This is a genomic window from Mesorhizobium sp. L2C084A000 (genome assembly GCF_000502875.1).
Classification (GTDB): domain Bacteria; phylum Pseudomonadota; class Alphaproteobacteria; order Rhizobiales; family Rhizobiaceae; genus Mesorhizobium.
The window spans coordinates 91,111-108,795 of the sequence record NZ_AYWX01000006.1 but is presented as its reverse complement, the minus strand read 5'-3'; the positions used below and the strand labels follow the sequence as shown (position 1 = coordinate 108,795).

Genomic DNA, 17,685 nt, shown 5'->3' with positions numbered 1-17,685 from the left:
CAACAGAACCGAAAGAAAACGGACAGGCACAATGGCTACCGAAATCCGCGTTCCCACTCTCGGCGAATCCGTCACTGAAGCGACCGTCGGCAAATGGTTCAAGAAGGTTGGCGATACAATCGCCGCCGATGAACCGCTGGTCGAGCTCGAGACCGACAAGGTGACGGTGGAGGTGCCTGCCGCCGCCGCCGGCACTCTGGGTGAGATCACCGTCAAGGAAGGTGAGACGGTCGGTGTCGGCGCGCTGCTGGGTTCGATTTCGGCAGGCGGCGCGGCCGCCGCGCCGGCAACCAAGCCGCAGGCGGTGTCGCAGGCCTCGTCGCCGGATGCGGCATCGACCGGCAAGCAGGCCGCGGCCGAGACCGCCAAGATCGCCGGCGACGCCGGCCCGGTCGAGCCGCGCACCATGCCACCGGCACCGGCCGCGGCGAAACTGATCGCCGAAAGCAATCTCTCGGTCGACCAGATCTCCGGTTCGGGAAAGCGTGGCCAGGTGCTGAAAGGCGACGTGCTCGACGCCATCTCCAAAGGCGCGCCGTCACAGCCGGCAGAGACGCCGAAGGCGGCACCTGCACCGGTTGCCGTGCGCGCGCCATCCTCCGGCGACGACGCCTCGCGCGAGGAGCGCGTGCGCATGACCAAGCTGCGCCAGACCATCGCGCGCCGCCTCAAGGAAGCGCAGTCGACCGCCGCCATGCTGACCACCTTCAACGAGGTCGACATGTCAGCGGTGATGGCGCTGCGCACCAAATACAAGGACGTGTTCGAGAAGAAGCATGGCGTGAAGCTCGGCTTCATGGGCTTCTTCACCAAGGCCGTCACCCACGCGCTGAAGGAAATCCCTTCGGTCAATGCCGAGATCGACGGCACCGACATCATCTTCAAGAACTATGCCCATATCGGCGTCGCCGTCGGCACCGAAAAGGGCCTCGTCGTCCCGGTCGTGCGCAATGCCGACCAGATGTCGATCGCCGAGATCGAGAAGGACATCGGCCGGCTGGGCATCGCCGCCCGCGACGGCAAGCTGTCGGTCGCCGACATGCAAGGCGGCACGTTTACGATTTCCAACGGTGGCGTTTACGGGTCGCTGATGTCGACGCCTATCCTCAACGCGCCGCAGTCGGGCATTCTTGGCATGCACAAGATCCAGGAGCGGCCTGTCGTGGTCGGCGGCCAGATCGTGATCCGGCCGATGATGTATCTGGCGCTCAGCTACGATCACCGCATCGTCGACGGTAAGGAAGCAGTGACCTTCCTGGTCCGCGTCAAGGAAAGCCTGGAGGATCCGGAACGGCTGGTGCTTGATCTCTGAGGTCTGGTGCTGATCCGGCTGTTGGAATGCGTGCCGGAGGAAGGGATCTGCGCGGCAGAATGACGACCCGTTCCCTTAGCCTTTCCAAGGTGCTTTCGATCGCATCGATCGCGGCCGGCATGGTGCTGGCCACCGCCGGCGCCCATGCAGCCTGTCCGATCGAGCTCGCCGTCTATGGCGACGCCCAGAGCGGCAGCGAAATCGATTTCACGCCGACCGGCACCTCGGCGACCGTCACCAACAGCTTCCGCATGATCCTCGACAACAATGTGGTGCTCAACGGTATCGTTATGTGGAACGAAGGCGTGTCGCGGCCGAACGGCGCGCTGATGTACAAATGCCCCGAAGGCGACGTCACCGGCGAGGAGCTTGCTGCCTGCACGCCCTGGCATGGCGTCATCTACACGTCGGATGACAAGGGCAACATCGGACTGCTGCCGGCCGAAGGGGTCGAAGCGCCGAAGACGCTGATCCTGCCGGACCTCGGGCCGGCGTTGCGCCAATCCTCGGCCTATGGCGGCAGCGGGTTTTCGAAAGTGCCGTGGGATGTGTTTGTCTTGAAGGGATGCCAGGAATGAGCGAGGCGAAAAAGGTGCTGCTGGTCACCGGCGGTAGCCGCGGCATTGGCGCCGCGGTCTGCCGGCTAGGATCGAAGGCCGGCTACCGCGTGGCGGTCAACTATGCCTCGAACCAGGCTGCCGCTGACGCAGTGGTCGCCGAGATCAAGGCCGGCGGCGGCGAGGCCTTAGCCGTCAAGGGCGATGTCGGCAGCGAGGCCGATATCGTGGCCATGTTCGAGGCCGTCGACCGCGCTTATGGCCGGCTCGACGCCTTCGTCAACAATGCCGGCATCGTCGACGTCAAGGCGCGTGTCGACGAGATGGACGTCGCGCGGCTGGAGCGCATGATGCGCATCAATGTCGTCGGCTCGTTCCTGTGTGCCCGCGAAGCGGTGAAGCGCATGTCGACCCGTCATGGCGGGGCGGGCGGATCGATCGTCAACATCTCGTCGGCGGCAGCGACGTTGGGCTCGCCGGGCGAATTTGTCGACTATGCCGCCTCCAAGGGTGCCATCGACACGTTCACCGTCGGGCTCGCCCGTGAGGTCGCACTGGAAGGCATTCGCGTCAATGCGGTGCGGCCCGGCCTCATCGATACCGAGATCCATGCCTCCGCCGGGCAGCCGGACAGGATAGAGCGGTTCCGCGACCTGCTGCCGATGAAAAGAGCCGGCACGGCTGATGAAGTCGCGGGCGCGGTTCTCTATCTTCTATCCGACGCCGCGTCCTATACGACGGGCGCGATCCTGAATGTAAGCGGCGGCCGCTGAGCGCCAAGCAAAGGGAAACAAACATGGCTTATGACGTCGTTATCATCGGATCGGGACCGGGCGGCTATGTCTGCGCCATCAAGGCGGCGCAGCTCGGGCTCAAGGTTGCGGTGGTCGAGAAGAATGCCACCTTCGGCGGCACCTGCCTGAACATCGGCTGCATCCCGTCCAAGGCCCTGCTCCATGCCTCCGAGATGTTCGCCGAGGCCGGCCACTCCTTCGACACGCTCGGCGTCGAGATATCAGCGCCGAAATTGAACCTGAAGAAGATGATGGCGCACAAGGATGCGACGGTGACGTCGAACGTCAACGGCGTCGCCTTCCTGTTCAAGAAGAACAAGATCGACAGCTTTCGCGGCACCGGCAAGGTGGTCGCGGCCGGCAAGGTCTCGGTGACCGGCGAGGACGGCAAGGTCGAGGAGATCGAGACCAAGAACATCGTCATCGCCACCGGATCGGATGTCGCCGGCATTCCCGGCGTCAAGGTCGACATCGACGAGAAGGTGATCGTGTCGTCGACCGGCGCGCTGTCGCTGGAGAAGGTGCCCGGCCATCTGGTGGTGGTCGGCGGCGGTGTCATCGGGCTCGAGCTCGGCTCGGTGTGGGCGCGGCTCGGCGCCAAGGTCACCGTGGTCGAATTCCTCGACACCATCCTGGGCGGCATGGACGGCGAGGTCTCCAAGCAGTTCCAGCGGCTGCTATCCAAACAGGGTTTCGAGTTCAAGCTCGGCGCCAAGGTCACAGGCGTCGCCAAGGCCAAGAAGGGTGCCGCGGTCACCTTCGAGCCGGTCAAGGGCGGCGCCGCCGAGACGATCGAGGCTGATGCCGTGCTGATCGCCACCGGGCGCCGGGCCTATGCCGACAGTCTCGGGCTCGGGGAAGCCGGCGTCGAGGTCGACGAGCGCGGCCGCGTCAAGACCGATGGCCATCTCAAGACCAATGTCCCGGGCATCTATGCCATCGGCGATGTCATCGCCGGGCCGATGCTGGCGCACAAGGCCGAGGACGAGGGCGTGGCGGTAGCGGAAACCATTGCCGGCCAGGTCGGCCACGTGAACTATGACGTCATTCCGAGCGTCGTCTACACCAGCCCGGAAATCGCCTCGGTCGGCAAGACCGAGGAAGAGTTGAAGAAGGCCGGCATCGACTACAAGGTCGGAAAGTTCCCGTTCAGCGCCAATGGCCGGGCGCGCGCCATGCTGCACACCGACGGTTTTGTGAAGATCCTCGCCGACAAGCAAAGCGACCGCGTGCTCGGCGTGCATATCGTCGGCTTCGGCGCCGGCGAGATGATCCACGAGGCGGCGGTGCTGATGGAGTTCGGCGGCTCGTCGGAGGATCTCGCCCGCACCTGCCATGCGCATCCGACGATGTCGGAGGCGATCAAGGAGGCGGCGCTGGCCACGTTCTTCAAGCCCATCCACATCTAAAAGGCCAATGCTTCGTCATCCTCGGGTTAAGCCCGAGGATGACGAAGGCACGGTGACACCACTAACCAAAACGGCCCGCTTTCAGCGGGCCGTTCGTATTTGATATCGAACCGATCAGTTGGCCGGTGCGGCAGGAGCCGGCGCTGGAGCCGGTGCGGGCGCTGGGGCCGGGGCCGGTTCTGCAGGGGCCGGTGCAGGTGCAGGTGCAGGTGCAGGTTCGGCTGGCTTCATCGGTTCTGCCGGTGCGGGCGCGGGGGCCGGTGTGCTGGCCGCCGGCGGCTCGGCTGGTGCCGGGTGCTCACCACTTCTTCCGAAAACATAATACGCGACAACCGCCAGAATAACGACGACCAGCGCAATCAGCCAGCCACTACCGCCGCCACCGCTCTGTTTGATGGTGGTGTTGGTGGTGTTGGGATTGAACGGATCGTTTGGATTCGGTGCGTTCGCCATAAAAGTGTCCTCCGTGGATGAAAAATATCAATCAACACCATTCAACGCGCAATCATTGAACTGGTTTCACGCTAGGGTTGGAAAACGCCAAAAACAAGGACAATCCTGCCTTTCCGCAGCCTGAACGGCGTCGTTTCGCCCCGCAGCGCGCCAAGTTTGCGTCTGTTAAGCTCGAATCAGAGGATTTTGCCGTGACAAATCCGTTAGGGCAGGTTGTCCCGAATCACTGCGATGCTCTCGCCGGAGCCCAGTTCGCCGACCGCTATGTGCTGGTCACTGAAGGTCTTTCTTTAACCGCACTCGGCGCGGCGGAACGCGCCTTGGGGCGAACACCGCCCTGGATCGGCAGGCTCATGGCGCTGCGCAACCTGGCCGTCAGGCCGTTCCGGCTGAAGACGGGCCTGGAAGCTGCGGTGTTGCCGTCGGGCCGGATCGGGATATTTCCGCTCATCAGCCAGTTTCCCGGCAAGGTTGTGCTTGGCCTCGACGACCGACATCTCGATTTCCGGGTCCTGGTCGAAGTCAGGGATCTCGGCATGGGCCGGCAGGAAGTGGCCGCGACGACGATCGTCAAGACGCACAATTGGCTCGGTCGCGCCTATCTCGCGATCATCATGCCGTTTCACCGGATCGTCGTTCCGGCGATGCTGGCCCAGATCAGATAAGGTTACAGGCCTACAGGCGTGACGGTGTAACCGGCCTTGCGGAAATCCTCGACGAGGCCTTCGGGACCGGGAAGGTGGAGGGCGCCGACCGCCATGAAGACGTTGCCCCTGGCAAGGATCGGTTCGGCATGCTCGACCATCACCTTGTTGCGGCTGGTGATCATGGTTTCCTCGAACGCCGCATAGCCCGCGGGGTCGTCCGTGCCATCGGGCATGGCCACGCGAAACAGCGGCCAGAACATGCCGGTGTCGCCGCGCTGGTAGAGCACGATCATGGTTTCGTTGATGTCGTTGATCTTATCGCCGAGCTTCAGCGTGTCGACGAGACCCTTCATGTGAAACGCCAGCGGCAGCGAGGCCATGGCCCGCAGCTGGCTTTCAGCCGTCTCCAATCCTTCCACCGGCTTGCCGGAAGCCTTCGCACCTTGGGCCAGCCTGACATCGAGCACCGGGGCGCCGCCTGACTGGCGGGCCAGCTCGCAGGCCGGCAGTGCCATCATGGCCGAGAGCATCCACGGCTTCATCTTGGCAACCGTTGCCGGAGGAATGCCGCGTGCGTCGAGCGCGGCGTTCATGGCCGCCGCATCGTCGGGCGACAGCAGCGACGCCAGCGTCGTCGAATCAGTGAACATCATCAGGTCCGGCTCCTGGAGCATCGCGACCATCATCTTCTGCTTGTCGAGCACGTCGGTGGTTTCGATGACGATGGTGCCGGCGGCGTCATAGGCTTTCTGCGCGTCGGGAGGCAGCGTGGTGACACGCGGGTCGGTCATATGCATGGTGCCGAACAGGAAGGACGGCTTCTCGCCGGGCTTTTCCAGCTTCCACAACAGGCCCTTGCCGTTCGGTGTCGCTGCGGCTTCCGCTTCGATCTTGCGGTAGGTCGCCGGATCGTTCTTCTGCAAGGCCGACAGCATGTCGGCGCCGGTGCAGGTCGGGATTCCGGCATGCGCCTTGCCGGCCGCGAACAGCAGCACGGCGAGGAACGACAGGAAGAACAGAACATTGAGTGCGACGAGCAGCTTCAGCGACACGGAAGCTGCACGGTCGGCGATGGCGATGACGCGTTTCATGGTTCTGTCTTCATGTTTGACCATGATCTTTTCCGAAAACCGGGTCCCACTTTTCGGGATCATGGTCAGTTCTAGAACCGAAAAGCGGCAAAACGGTTAATTGGTACTGCGAAATTGAAGGGTTCATGCCCGTGGATGGGCTGATTCGTAGATTTCGAGCAGCCTCGCGGTGTCGACGCCGGTGTAGATCTGCGTCGTCGACAGGCTGGCGTGGCCGAGCAGTTCCTGGATGGTGCGCAAGTGACCGCCGCGGCCGAGCAGATGCGTGGCGAAGGAATGGCGCAGCGCATGCGGCGTCGCGGTATCGGGCAGGTTGAGCGCCGAGCGCAGTTTGGCCATGTCGCGCTGGACGATGGCCGGGTTGAGCGGGCCGCCACGGGCGCCGCGAAACAGCAGGCCCTTGGGGTCGAGATGGTAGGGGCAGAGCCGGCGATATTCGGCGATCGCCCTGAGCGCCACCGGCAGCACCGGCACCAGGCGCGTCTTGCCGCCCTTGCCGGTGACGCGCAGCACCGTGTCGTCCGCCGACGCCAGATCGGCGCCCGCCAGACCGAGCGCCTCGGAAATGCGCAGGCCGGAGCCGTAGAGCAGTGTCAGCACAGCGGCGTTGCGGGCCGCGATCCAGGGTTCTTCCGCCAATTGGCCTTCGATGGAAACGATATGCTTGGCGTCGCTCGCCGTCAGCGGCTTGGGCAGCGATTTGGGCTGGCGCGGTGCGCGCAGGGCTGCCGCACCCGCCGCATTGNGGCGCGGTGCGCGCGGGGCTGCCGCACCCGCCGCATTGGCAAGGCCGCGCCGCTCGAGGAAACGCAGCAGCGAGCGGATGCCGGCGAGACCCCGGCCCAGGGTGCGGGCACCGGCGCCGGCATTGCGCCGCGCAGCGAGGAAGCCGCGCAGGTCGGCCGGGCGCAGATCGGCGATGTCCGAAATGCCGGGCGAGCCGCCGCAATGGCCGGTGAGGAAATGCAGGAACTGGCGCGTGTCGCGCTCATAGGCTTCCACCGTCTTAGGCGACAGCCGACGTTCTCGCGCCAGCATCTTCAGCCAGCTTTCACGCGCCGCCTGGAGATCGGGTTTAGCCGGGATGAGGAATTCCTGCATGGCGTCTGATCCAGTTCGCCGCCATTTTCTCGCAGGCAGGTTAGAAAGCGGTGAAGAGTCCGTCATTGAAAAGATGGCCGGCTGGGGCTAGGAGATCGTCGATTGGCGGCAAGTCACAAACCTTGGTGATTGGCTGAAATCTGCGCAGTCGCTTCGCGCCTGCTCCGCCCGTGGATGACGAAGGTAAAAGCGCCATGAGCAAGCCCCAGAACCCTGTCCAGATGGCCGTGATCGGCGCCGCCCATGGCATCAAGGGCGAATTGCGGGTGAAGACCTTCACCGGTGAACCGCTGGCGCTGGCCGACTACGGCCCGCTCTACGCCCGTGACGGCCGCGCCTTCCAGATCATCGACATCAGGCCCGCCAACACCGTCGTCGTGGTCCGCTTCAAGGGCGTTGCCGACCGCAACGCGGCCGAGGCGCTGGCCGGCACGGAGCTGTTCGTCGACCGTTCGATGCTGCCGGACGACGGCGAGGAAGACGAGTTCTACCATGCCGACCTCGTCGGCCTCGAAGTCCGCGACGACACGGGTGCCGTGCTTGGCAAGGTGGTCGCGGTGCACAATTTCGGCGGCGGCGACATTCTCGACGTGACGCTGGGCGGGCGCAAGGGCGTGCTGATCCCGTTCACACAGGCTGCCGTGCCACAAGTGTCGATCGCGGAGGGTTTCGTCCGCGTCGACCCGGCGGCGGCCGGACTTGTCGAGGACGAGGATGGCGACGGCCCGCGAGAGGAAGACTTCGATCCGAAGGGCAGGCCGCGCGGACCGAGCGATGCCGGGGGCAACCGGTGAGTTTTTCCGCTTCGGTGCTGACGCTTTACCCCGAGATGTTTCCCGGCGCGCTCGGCCTGTCGTTGGCCGGCCGGGCGCTCGAGGCCGGCACGTGGTCGCTGGAGGCGATCCAGATCCGTGACTTCGCCACCGACCGTCATCGCACCGTCGACGACACGCCAGCCGGCGGCGGCGCCGGCATGGTGATGCGCGCCGACGTGCTGGCGAAAGCCATCGACCACACGTCGCCGCCGGGCGACGCGCGGCCACGGCTGTTGATGAGCCCGCGCGGCAAACCGCTGACTCAGGCCCGCGTGCGCGAACTGGCCGCAGGACCGGGCGCGGTCATCGTCTGCGGCCGTTTCGAGGGCGNCGACCAGCGGGTGATCGACGCGCGGGGATTGGAGGAAGTCTCGATCGGCGACTACATCCTCTCGGGCGGCGAGCCGGCAGCGCTCGTTCTGCTCGATGCGGTGGTGCGGTTATTGCCGGGCGTGATGGGTAACGCGGTGTCGGGCGAGGAAGAAAGCTTTGAGAACGACCTGCTCGAACATCCGCACTATACGCGGCCGCAGGAGTTCGAGGGCCGCGAGATTCCCGAGGTGCTGATCTCGGGCAATCACAAGAAGATCGCCGCATGGCGGCGGGCGCAGTCGGAAGCGCTGACGAAAGAGCGGCGTCCTGATTTGTTGGGCGCCGCCGCTCAGCCTTTCCAAAAGTAATAGAAAGCCAGAAACAGGCCGACGGCGACGACGAAGCCGCGCACCGCGTTTTGCGGCACGCGCTTGGCGATCCAGACGCCGGCATAGCCGCCGAGCGCGCCGCCCGGGATCATGATGATCGCCTGCGGCCAGGCGACGACACCGCCCGAGACGAAGACGACGATCGCGACAGCGGCGATGACCATGGCCAGCATGTTCTTCAACGCGTTCAGCCGGTGATAGTCGCCGGCTTGGGTGAGGCCGAGCGTCGCCAGCATCATCACGCCCATGCCTGCGCCGAAGAAGCCGCCATAGATGGCGGTGAGAAACTGCGCCAGGGAGCCGGCGAGCGAGCCCACCGCCGCTTCATAGCCGGGCTTCGGCACCGGTTTCAGCCAGGGGCCGGCGGCGAACAGGGCTGTCGCGGCCAAGAGCAGCCACGGCACCAGAGCGCGAAACGAGGGATTGTCGAGCGCCAAAAGGATCAGAGCGCCGGCCAGTGCGCCCACGGCCGAGATCAGACACAGCATCAGCGCGCCGCGCCAGAAATGCCTGATATCGGCCGAGTAGGCGAGGGTCGAGGTGATGTAGCCTGGAAATTGCGTCACCGAGGAGGTGGCGTTGGCGACGATCGGCGGCAGGCCGACCAACGTCATGGCGCCGAATGTGATGAAGGTGCCGCCACCGGCGACCGCATTGGCGGCGCCTGACAGAAAGCCCGCCAGAAAGAGCAGGATGGCATCGAAGACAGACATGAATTGCGGCCGCTCAAAACTGTGTTATTTCAGGCTTAGAAAGCCTGAACGACCGGCGCAACCCGGCACGGCAGGATTACGATGGTGCCATGCGAGCAGAAAATGCGCTGCCAAGGCGTGACAAAGCGGCGAAATAGCTGTATGTGCCCGCCCGTACCGGCCAGAAAGAATCTGCCGGACCCGTCAACAATGACGGTGTAGTCGCCCCTGCCTGATGTTTCAAAGACAAATCTCTTGGAGACAAAGGGCATAGCCAAGCGGTCAATGGAACTGCAAGGCGAGTGTCGGACGCTCTGACTGTCGGAAGAACAAGAAGTGGACTTTTGAGATGGATATTCTCCGTCAGCTCGAGGCCGAACAGGCCGCCAAGATCGAAGCCAAGCGCAAGCTTCCCGAATTCCAGCCCGGCGACACCGTGCGCGTCCAGGTCCGCGTGACCGAAGGCACCCGCACCCGCGTCCAGGCCTATGAGGGCGTCGTCATCGCCCGCGCAGGCGCCGGCTTCCAGGAGAACTTCACGGTTCGCAAGATTTCCTACGGCGAAGGCGTCGAGCGCGTGTTCCCGGTCTACTCGCCGATGGTTGAAGGCGTTGAAATCGTTCGCCGCGGCAAGGTGCGTCGCGCCAAGCTCTACTACCTGCGCGATCGTCGCGGCAAATCGGCCCGTATTTCGGAAAACACCGGCGTGCGCGCCCGCAAGCTGAACGACGAGGAGCGCGATGCTCTGAACGCCGAGAAGGCCCGCATCGAGGCCGAGAAGGTGGCAGCCGCCGAGGCCCTGGCCGTCGAGAAGGCCGCTCAGGACGCCGCCGAGAAGAAGGCCGCCGCCGAGGCAGCTGAAGCCGCAAAGGCAGCCGAAGCAGCCACCGCCGAATAAGTTTTTCGGCGAGCAAGTTTGAAAAGGCGGCTTCGGCCGCCTTTTTTCGTTTCCGGGGGCTGGCTGGCGGAAAAGTCGGCGGTTGACTCGATTTACATCGTGTACTAAACAATCGTGCACGATTTAAATGGAGAAATGAAATGCCTGCATTGTATTCTACCCAAGCCCGCGCCGTCGGCGGCCGCGCCGGCCATGTCCAGAGCGATGATGGCTTGCTCAGCCTCGATCTTGCCATGCCCAAGGAGCTTGGCGGCAAAGGTGGCGCCACCAATCCCGAACAGCTTTTCGCCGCCGGCTATGCCGCCTGCTTCGAAAGCGCCATGCGCTTCATCGCCGGCAAGCAGAAACTGCCGCTGCAGGATGCCTCGGTGACGGCAAATGTCAGCCTGCACAGCAATGCGCAGGGCGGATTTGTGCTCGGCGTTTCGCTGGCAGCGGAAACAAAAGGTCTTGATCAGGCGGCGGCGGAAGCGCTTGTATCGGCGGCGCACCAGGTTTGCCCCTATTCCAACGCCATCAAGGGCAACATCGAGGTGGCGCTTTCGGCTAAGGCGCTTCCGGCAAAGGCAGCATGAACACAAAACAGACGGACGATACCACGCAGGCCTCGGCGGATTTCGCCGGGGTGCCGAAACTCGACGACCAAATCTGCTTCGCCCTCTATTCGGCTAGCGGGCTGATGACACGGCTCTACCGGCCGTTGCTCGAACCGCTCGGCCTCACCTATCCGCAATATCTGGCGATGATGGCGCTGTGGGAGCGAGCGCCACGCACGGTGGGTGGGCTCGGCGAGGTGCTGGGTCTCGATTCGGCGACGCTGACACCCCTGCTCAAACGGCTGGAGGCGGGCGGCTTCATCACCCGCCGGCGCGACGCTGCCGACGAGCGCCGGGTGCTTCTGGAGCTGACAGCCAAGGGACAGTCGCTACGCGGGCCCGCCAAAGACGTTGCTGTCCAGATACTCTGCCAATTTCCCCGCCTCAGCGCGGTCGAACTGGATGGCCTGCACCGCATCCTGGCCAAGCTCATTGCTGGGCTGCGCGAGACGGACGCCAAGGCACCGGCGGCTGACTGACCGCCGGCCAAGGCACGGATCTCCCGGAATCTTCCGATCGAGAGCATTGGAATCCGATTTCGCCCCAGGCGACACGGCAGAGCGTCTTGCATGACGCTTGCGGAAAGCTAAAGTCGGCGCCGGATTTTCCTGCAAGCCCGGCCATGCCCGGGTCATCAATTCCCGGGGAGTGTGTCATGACCAAATCGAAACTGCTGCTGGCGGGCCTGCTTGCCCTCGTCCTGGCACCCGTTGCCGCCTTCGCGCAGGCGCTGCCCGACCTCGGCGGCAAGAAGGTGGTGGTTGTGACCGAAAACGCCTATCCGCCGCTGCAGTTCATCGATGCCAAGACCGGCAAACAGATCGGCTGGGAATATGACGCGATGAACGAGATCGCCAAGCGGCTCAATTTCACGGTCGAGTACCAGAACACTTCCTGGGACGCGATGATCCAGGCGGTTTCCGACAACCAGTACAACATTGGCATGACCGGCATCACCATCAAGGACGACCGCAAGGAGAAGGTCGATTTCTCCGACCCCTATATGCGCTCGGAACAGTTCATGCTGGTGCGCGGCGATGAGAGCCGCTTCACCGACGCCAAGACCTTCGGCGCCTTCAAGGACGGGCTGGTCGGCGCGCAGGCCGGCACCACGCCCTTCTACACCGCCGTCTACAGCGTGCTCGACGGCAATGAGCAGAACCCGCGCATCAAACTGTTCGAGACGTTCGGCGCGACCGTGCAGGCACTGAAATCAGGCGACGTCGATGTTGTTTTGACCGATGGCACCGCCGGCAAAGGCTATGTCGACGCCTCCGAGGGCAAATTGAAGCTGATCGGGGGGCCGCTCGGTACCGAGGATTTTGGGTTTATCTTTCCGAAGGGTTCGTACCTGGTGAAGCCGGTCAACGCGGCCATCGCGGCGCTGAAGGCCGACGGCACCCTCGATGCGCTCAACAAGAAATGGTTTCTTGATTACAAGATGGGGCAGTAGTTCGCTGAACCTCACGCAGACACGGCGCTTGAACACCCCCCTCTGCCCTGCCGGGCATCTCCCCCGCAAGGGGGGAGATCAGCTGTCCGCCCTGCCTTCGCGTACCTCCAGCATTGAAGAAAAGGCGCGGGCATTGAAGCTGCCAATCTCCCTCCTTGCGGGGGAGATGGCCGGCAGGCCAGAGGGGGGTGCCTTGGCGCAATCCTTCTGATGCAGGTCCCTTGCTCTTCCTCCAAAGCCGACTTCCCCTGGTGGCTCGTCGTTGCCGTAACCCTCGCGATCGCGGTGGCCGTCTTCGTCGCCACCAGCAACCTCTACACCCAGGTGTTCGCCACGGTCGCCAAGGGCATCGGCGTCACCATCTTCGTCACCGTGATTGCCTTCGTGCTGGCTTCGGCCATGGGTCTCGGCATCGCGCTGATGGGAATGTCCGGCTCGCGCTGGCTGCGCCAGATCGCGCGCTTTTATGTCGAGATCATCCGCGGCGTGCCGATCCTGGTGCTGTTGTTCTGGATCGCCTTTGCCGGTGCACCGGCCTTCGTCGCGGCTTGGAACGCGCTGACCGCGCCGCTGCAAAGTGCGGGCCTGTTCGGCGAGCTTTTGGTGCGCGACGTGTCGCTGCTCTGGCGCGCCATCATGGCGCTGACCATCGGCTATTCGGCTTTCATCTCGGAGGTTTTCCGGGCCGGCATCCAGTCGGTGGAGAAGGGCCAGATCGAGGCGGCGAAGGCGCTTGGGCTGACCCGCGCTCAGCGCTTCCGGCTGATCGTGTTCCCACAGGCAATCCGCACCATCCTGCCGCCGCTCGGCAATGATTTCGTCGCGCTGGTCAAGGATTCCTCGCTGGTCTCGGTGCTCGGCGTTGCCGACATCACGCAGATGGGCAAGGTCTACGCCGCCGGCTCCTTTCGCTTCTTCGAGACCTATTCGATAACGGCCTACATCTATCTCATCCTGACCGTCGGCCTGTCGCTGGCGCTCAGGGCGCTGGAGCGGCGGCTGCGCCGCCAGCACGAGGAATAGTTTTTCGGCCAAGGCAGCGCTACGATCCCCGAGCATTCCCGTTAAGGAGGTCCCCATGATCGTCGACAAAGCCAATGCAGCGCTGGATTCCGTCTACACGGCCGACACGCCGGAAGCGCTTGAGGAGGCCTATGCCGCGTGGGCTGCGACCTATGACAGCGAGACCGCCTCGCTCGGCTACCTCCTGCCTTTCCTGATCACCGCCTGGGTGGCGCGTCATGTGCCGGCGGGCGATGGCCCCTTGCTCGATGCCGGCTGCGGCACTGGCCTGTCGGGACCGTCGCTGAAGGCGCTCGGTTACCGCGACATTGCGGGGCTCGACCTCTCGCACGATATGCTGAAGATCGCCGGCAGCCGCAATGCCTACAGCGACCTGAAGCAGGCAATGCTGGGCGGTCCGCTACCGTGGCCGGACGGGTATTTCCGCGCCTTCTTCTCGACCGGCGTGTTCACCATCAGCCATGCGCCGGCATCCGGCCTGCACGAGTTGGTGCGCATCACCCGCAAGGGTGGCCATGCCATCTTCACCGTGCGTGACCAGGTGTTCGAAAGTGGCGGCTTTCAAGCCGTGTTCGATGAACTGGAGCAAGCTGGGAAATGGCGACCGGTCGAGGAAAGCCCGTGGTTCCGCTGCTATGCGATCGCCGAGCCCGAAGCGCTGGTGAAGACGTTTGTGTTTGAAGTGGTTTGAGCGGAGAGGTTTGGGTTCTGCGAAGACACGCCGCAATTGCCGAAAACCCAAAACATTGGTATGAGCCACGCCATGGAAGAGCTTTTTGGCGATCCGGCCTACAAGGGGTTCGTGCTGCAGGACAGGAAACGCCTGCCGTCGCGCTTTTTCGCGCGCGTGTCCGGGGCGCTGACCAGCCGACTATCCTAGGCCGACCTGTCCAGGTCGTTTTCACCGGGCCGGAGGTCCGGCACCTGCTCTTTCCCATTCTCATATCGACGGATTTACGCACATGAGCGCACCGCGCACCCTCTACGACAAGATTTTCGACGACCATGTCGTCGACCGCCAGGACGACGGCACCTGCCTGCTCTACATCGACCGCCACCTGGTCCATGAAGTGACCAGCCCGCAGGCCTTCGAAGGCCTGCGCATGACCGGTCGTAAAGTCCGGCATCCGGAAAAGACGCTGGCCGTGGTCGATCACAATGTCTCGACCTCACCCGAGCGCAAGTTCGGCATCAAGAACGAGGAAAGCCGTATCCAGGTCGAGGCGCTGGCCAAGAACGCCAGGGATTTCGGCGTCGAATATTATTCCGAGAACGATATTCGCCAGGGCATCGTCCACATCATCGGTCCGGAGCAGGGCTTTACTCTGCCCGGCATGACCATCGTCTGCGGCGACAGCCACACCTCGACGCATGGCGCTTTCGGCGCGCTGGCGCATGGCATCGGCACGTCCGAGGTCGAGCATGTTCTGGCGACACAGACGCTGATCCAGCGCAAGGCCAAGAACATGCTGGTGCGCGTTGACGGCCAGCTGCCGCAGGGCGTCACCGCCAAGGACATCATCCTCGCTATCATCGGCGAGATCGGCACCGCCGGCGGCACCGGCTATGTCATCGAATATGCCGGCGAGGCGATCCGTGCGCTGTCGATGGAAGGCCGCATGACGATCTGCAACATGTCGATCGAAGGCGGTGCGCGCGCCGGCCTTATCGCCGCCGACGAGACGACCTTCGCCTATGTCAAGGACAAGCCGCGCGCGCCGAAGGGCGCGTCCTGGGATGCGGCGCTCGAATACTGGAAGACGCTGCAGTCCGACGAAGGCGCGCATTTCGACAAGGTGATCGTGCTCGACGCGGCCAAGCTGCCGCCGATCGTCTCCTGGGGCTCCTCGCCCGAGGATGTGGTGTCGGTGCAAGGCATCGTGCCGAACCCGGACGACATCGCCGATGAAAACAAGCGCACCTCCAAGCAGCGCGCGCTCGACTATATGGGGCTGACGCCGGGCACCAAGATCACCGACATCACGCTCGATCGCGTCTTCATCGGTTCCTGCACCAATGGCCGCATCGAGGATCTGCGCGCCGTCGCCAAGGTGGTCGAAGGCAAGACGGTCAGCCCGCATGTCGATGCGATGATCGTGCCGGGTTCCGGCCTGGTCAAGGAACAGGCGGAAGCCGAAGGTCTCGACAAGATCTTCCTCGCCGCCGGTTTCGACTGGCGCGAGCCGGGCTGCTCGATGTGCCTGGCGATGAACGACGACCGGCTGAAGCCGCATGAACGCTGCGCCTCCACCTCGAACCGCAATTTCGAGGGCCGGCAGGGTTTCAAGGGCCGCACCCATCTGGTTTCGCCGGCCATGGCGGCGGCGGCGGCGATCGCCGGCCACTTCGTCGACATACGCGAGTGGAAGTAACCCGGATTTGAACAGAACCCGAGCCGCGTGGGCTCGGGTTCAAAGCTTCCCGTCACGGCGGACGAGTTCGTGGAACTCCTCGCGGCGTCCCGGCTGTTCGGCGGCGACCACAAGCGCAAGCTGTTGTTCCTCGAAGAGCTTGAACCATTCGTCCCATTCGACGAGTTCATAGCCTCCCGCATTGAGCGGCCGTTCAGGCTGGTCCTGATCCTGATAGGCGTGCTGGCCGAAGACCAGCCTCAACATGGGCTGCGTCCCCGCCTCCGGCGATATGTCGACGATTGCGGGAAAGCCGGCGCGCCCGGCAGCCCATGAGCGGATCGCATCGTGGTCGGTCAGTGTGATCGTGTCGGCCATGGGTCGCTCCAGATTGTGAACGGAGGAACGCTGACTGGGGACTGCGGTTCCCTGACATTATTTTGAGGCGGCGGTCCTGCTTGCCGCATGGCTTAACCGCTTGTTTGGGCTTGCCCTCTAAGCTCTTCCCTGACGTAAGCCAGGGGAAGTCACAGTCGGTTGGACACGGGTCTGCTCATTGCGCTGCTCAACCCGACGATCGCGCTGGCGCTCGGCGCGGCGTTCCTTGTGCTATGGTCCTATCAGCGCCACCGCCCCTATCTGGCCGTTCTGGCGATCAGCTACAGTCTCTCGGCGGCTGGCTTCCTGCTCCAGTATTTCACCTTGCCCATCGGGATGCCGCTGACCAAGCTTACGTCGAACATCTGCTTCACCATCGCTGCCTGCTGCCTGTCCAGCGCCGTCATCCACCGTTATGGCCGCAAGGTGCCCTCTGTGGGAATCGCCGTGTTGGCGGGCGGCGGCCTGGCGTCGTTATGCTGGTTCCTGTTCGTCGCGCCGGATCTCACCTGGCGCATCCTGGCGATGAATTTCGCATTCGGCGGCATCAGCCTTCTGGTTGCCGCCGAACTGCGCCCGGTACGCAACAACGGCCCGACCGAAAAAATCCTGTTCGTGCTGTCGCTGCTGTCGGGCGTCAATTTCTTCGTGCGCACCCTTGCCGTCGTCATCGCGCATGGGCCCTTCGCCAGCTATGACGGGTTCTATGGCTCGTCCTACTGGACGACGGCGCTGCTGTCGCACGCTCTGCTCTCGCTGCTCATCGCGCTGTGCCTGTTTTCCGCCGCGGCACTCGACGTGTTGAAGGCATTGAAGACCGAGACCTATACCGACCCCCTGTCGGGCCTGCTCAACCGGCGTGGCTTCGAGGAGCGAGGCATGCTGCTCTTGCAGCACTGCGCCTCGGCCCGGTTCCCGGTCGCGCTAGTGCTGGCCGACCTCGATCATTTCAAGGCGCTCAACGATGTGCATGGGCATGGGGCGGGCGATCGGGTGATCGCCGACTTCGCCGCCAAGCTTCGGTCGGCGGCCGGCGCGCGCGGTGTTGCCGGGCGTATCGGCGGCGAGGAATTCGCGGTGCTGCTGCCCCTCAGCGATCTTGCGGCGGCGCGGCTGTTCGCCGAAGCGGTGCGCACCGTCTATTCGGCCGGCCATGTCGACGGGCTTCCCCAGGGAACGAAGGTGACGGCAAGCTTCGGCGTGGCGGCCCGCAGCGGTGGCGAGGCGCTGGAGCCGCTGATGCGCCGTGCCGACGATGCGCTCTACAAAGCCAAGAAGAACGGCCGCGACAGTGTACGCCTGTCCTATGAGCGGCCGGAAACGGCGTTCCTGCCGGAGCCGCTCAAGACCGGCTGAATCTGTCCGGCCGGGACGGCGTTAACGTCTTCTTCGCCCGTCGATGATTAGCTGTCGG

General features: G+C 64.0%; 19 protein-coding genes. 15 read left to right on the top strand and 4 right to left on the bottom strand.

Annotation, left to right across the window (positions count from 1 at the left end; genetic code table 11):
• The first annotated feature begins 31 nt into the window (after window positions 1-31).
• From odhB to X735_RS151300, 5 genes are all read left to right on the top strand, one after another.
• The gene (odhB, locus tag X735_RS151280) at window positions 32-1,312 is read left to right on the top strand and encodes a 2-oxoglutarate dehydrogenase complex dihydrolipoyllysine-residue succinyltransferase (protein ID WP_023811280.1); all 1,281 of its coding nucleotides are present in this window, start codon (window positions 32-34) and stop codon (window positions 1,310-1,312) included.
• Between the two features lie 59 nt (window positions 1,313-1,371).
• Window positions 1,372-1,890 carry a hypothetical protein gene (locus tag X735_RS151285; RefSeq protein ID WP_023811279.1) on the top strand — a complete coding sequence of 173 codons (519 nt, stop codon included), beginning with the start codon at window positions 1,372-1,374 and terminating at the stop codon, window positions 1,888-1,890.
• Window positions 1,887-2,642 carry an SDR family oxidoreductase gene (locus tag X735_RS151290; protein ID WP_023811278.1) on the top strand — a complete coding sequence of 252 codons (756 nt, stop codon included), beginning with the start codon at window positions 1,887-1,889 and terminating at the stop codon, window positions 2,640-2,642. Before X735_RS151285 ends, X735_RS151290 begins: the two co-directional genes overlap by 4 nt.
• A 23-nt stretch (window positions 2,643-2,665) precedes the next feature.
• Window positions 2,666-4,072 carry a dihydrolipoyl dehydrogenase gene (lpdA, locus tag X735_RS151295; protein WP_023811277.1) on the top strand — a complete coding sequence of 469 codons (1,407 nt, stop codon included), beginning with the start codon at window positions 2,666-2,668 and terminating at the stop codon, window positions 4,070-4,072.
• Window positions 4,073-4,716: 644 nt separating this feature from the next.
• A complete protein-coding gene (locus X735_RS151300; protein ID WP_050592690.1) occupies window positions 4,717-5,190 on the top strand; it encodes a DUF2867 domain-containing protein in 474 nt (157 codons plus the stop codon).
• Window positions 5,191-5,192: 2 nt separating this feature from the next.
• Here the strand turns inward: X735_RS151300 and X735_RS151305 are convergent, their stop codons facing one another.
• Window positions 5,193-6,263, bottom strand: a complete 1,071-nt coding sequence (locus X735_RS151305; protein WP_023811275.1) for a TraB/GumN family protein — start codon at window positions 6,261-6,263, stop codon at window positions 5,193-5,195.
• Window positions 6,264-6,386: 123 nt separating this feature from the next.
• Window positions 6,387-7,364 (bottom strand): tyrosine recombinase XerC, encoded by a 978-nt coding sequence (locus X735_RS151310; protein WP_023811274.1) that lies wholly within the window; start codon window positions 7,362-7,364, stop codon window positions 6,387-6,389.
• A 194-nt stretch (window positions 7,365-7,558) separates the two neighbouring features.
• On the opposite strand from X735_RS151310, the gene rimM reads away from it, so the two are divergent.
• Both rimM and trmD read left to right on the top strand, forming a co-directional pair.
• Complete coding sequence (gene rimM, locus X735_RS151315; RefSeq protein ID WP_023811273.1) at window positions 7,559-8,158, top strand: ribosome maturation factor RimM; 600 nt, start codon at window positions 7,559-7,561, stop codon at window positions 8,156-8,158.
• Window positions 8,155-8,859 (top strand): tRNA (guanosine(37)-N1)-methyltransferase TrmD, encoded by a 705-nt coding sequence (gene trmD / locus X735_RS151320; protein ID WP_023811272.1) that lies wholly within the window; start codon window positions 8,155-8,157, stop codon window positions 8,857-8,859. The genes rimM and trmD overlap by 4 nt, the downstream gene beginning before the upstream one ends.
• Here the strand turns inward: trmD and X735_RS151325 are convergent.
• Complete coding sequence (locus tag X735_RS151325; RefSeq protein ID WP_023811271.1) at window positions 8,841-9,593, bottom strand: sulfite exporter TauE/SafE family protein; 753 nt, start codon at window positions 9,591-9,593, stop codon at window positions 8,841-8,843. The two genes, trmD and X735_RS151325, sit on opposite strands and share 19 nt — an antisense overlap.
• A 328-nt stretch (window positions 9,594-9,921) precedes the next feature.
• On the opposite strand from X735_RS151325, the gene rplS reads away from it, so the two are divergent.
• The 7 genes from rplS (at window position 9,922) to leuC (ending at window position 15,914) form a co-directional block, all read left to right on the top strand.
• Complete coding sequence (rplS, locus tag X735_RS151330) at window positions 9,922-10,470, top strand: 50S ribosomal protein L19 (protein WP_023811269.1); 549 nt, start codon at window positions 9,922-9,924, stop codon at window positions 10,468-10,470.
• A gap of 140 nt (window positions 10,471-10,610) precedes the next feature.
• Window positions 10,611-11,045: an organic hydroperoxide resistance protein gene (locus X735_RS151335; protein ID WP_023811268.1), complete on the top strand. Its 435-nt coding sequence runs from the start codon at window positions 10,611-10,613 to the stop codon at window positions 11,043-11,045.
• Window positions 11,042-11,545 (top strand): MarR family transcriptional regulator, encoded by a 504-nt coding sequence (locus tag X735_RS151340; RefSeq protein ID WP_023811267.1) that lies wholly within the window; start codon window positions 11,042-11,044, stop codon window positions 11,543-11,545. Before X735_RS151335 ends, X735_RS151340 begins: the two co-directional genes overlap by 4 nt.
• A gap of 176 nt (window positions 11,546-11,721) precedes the next feature.
• Window positions 11,722-12,519: a transporter substrate-binding domain-containing protein gene (locus X735_RS151345; RefSeq protein ID WP_023811266.1), complete on the top strand. Its 798-nt coding sequence runs from the start codon at window positions 11,722-11,724 to the stop codon at window positions 12,517-12,519.
• A gap of 210 nt (window positions 12,520-12,729) precedes the next feature.
• The gene (locus tag X735_RS151350; RefSeq protein WP_023811265.1) at window positions 12,730-13,542 is read left to right on the top strand and encodes an amino acid ABC transporter permease; all 813 of its coding nucleotides are present in this window, start codon (window positions 12,730-12,732) and stop codon (window positions 13,540-13,542) included.
• A gap of 55 nt (window positions 13,543-13,597) precedes the next feature.
• Window positions 13,598-14,233 (top strand): class I SAM-dependent methyltransferase, encoded by a 636-nt coding sequence (locus X735_RS151355; RefSeq protein ID WP_023811264.1) that lies wholly within the window; start codon window positions 13,598-13,600, stop codon window positions 14,231-14,233.
• A 271-nt stretch (window positions 14,234-14,504) separates the two neighbouring features.
• A complete protein-coding gene (leuC, locus tag X735_RS151360; protein WP_023811262.1) occupies window positions 14,505-15,914 on the top strand; it encodes a 3-isopropylmalate dehydratase large subunit in 1,410 nt (469 codons plus the stop codon).
• 39 nt (window positions 15,915-15,953) lie between these two features.
• Here the strand turns inward: leuC and X735_RS151365 are convergent, their stop codons facing one another.
• Entirely contained in the window at window positions 15,954-16,271 is a 318-nt protein-coding gene (locus X735_RS151365) for a hypothetical protein (RefSeq protein WP_023811261.1), read from the bottom strand.
• A 159-nt stretch (window positions 16,272-16,430) separates the two neighbouring features.
• On the opposite strand from X735_RS151365, the gene X735_RS151370 reads away from it, so the two are divergent.
• Window positions 16,431-17,627, top strand: coding sequence for a GGDEF domain-containing protein (locus X735_RS151370; RefSeq protein WP_023811260.1), 1,197 nt, complete (start codon window positions 16,431-16,433; stop codon window positions 17,625-17,627).
• The last annotated feature ends 58 nt before the right edge of the window (window positions 17,628-17,685 follow it).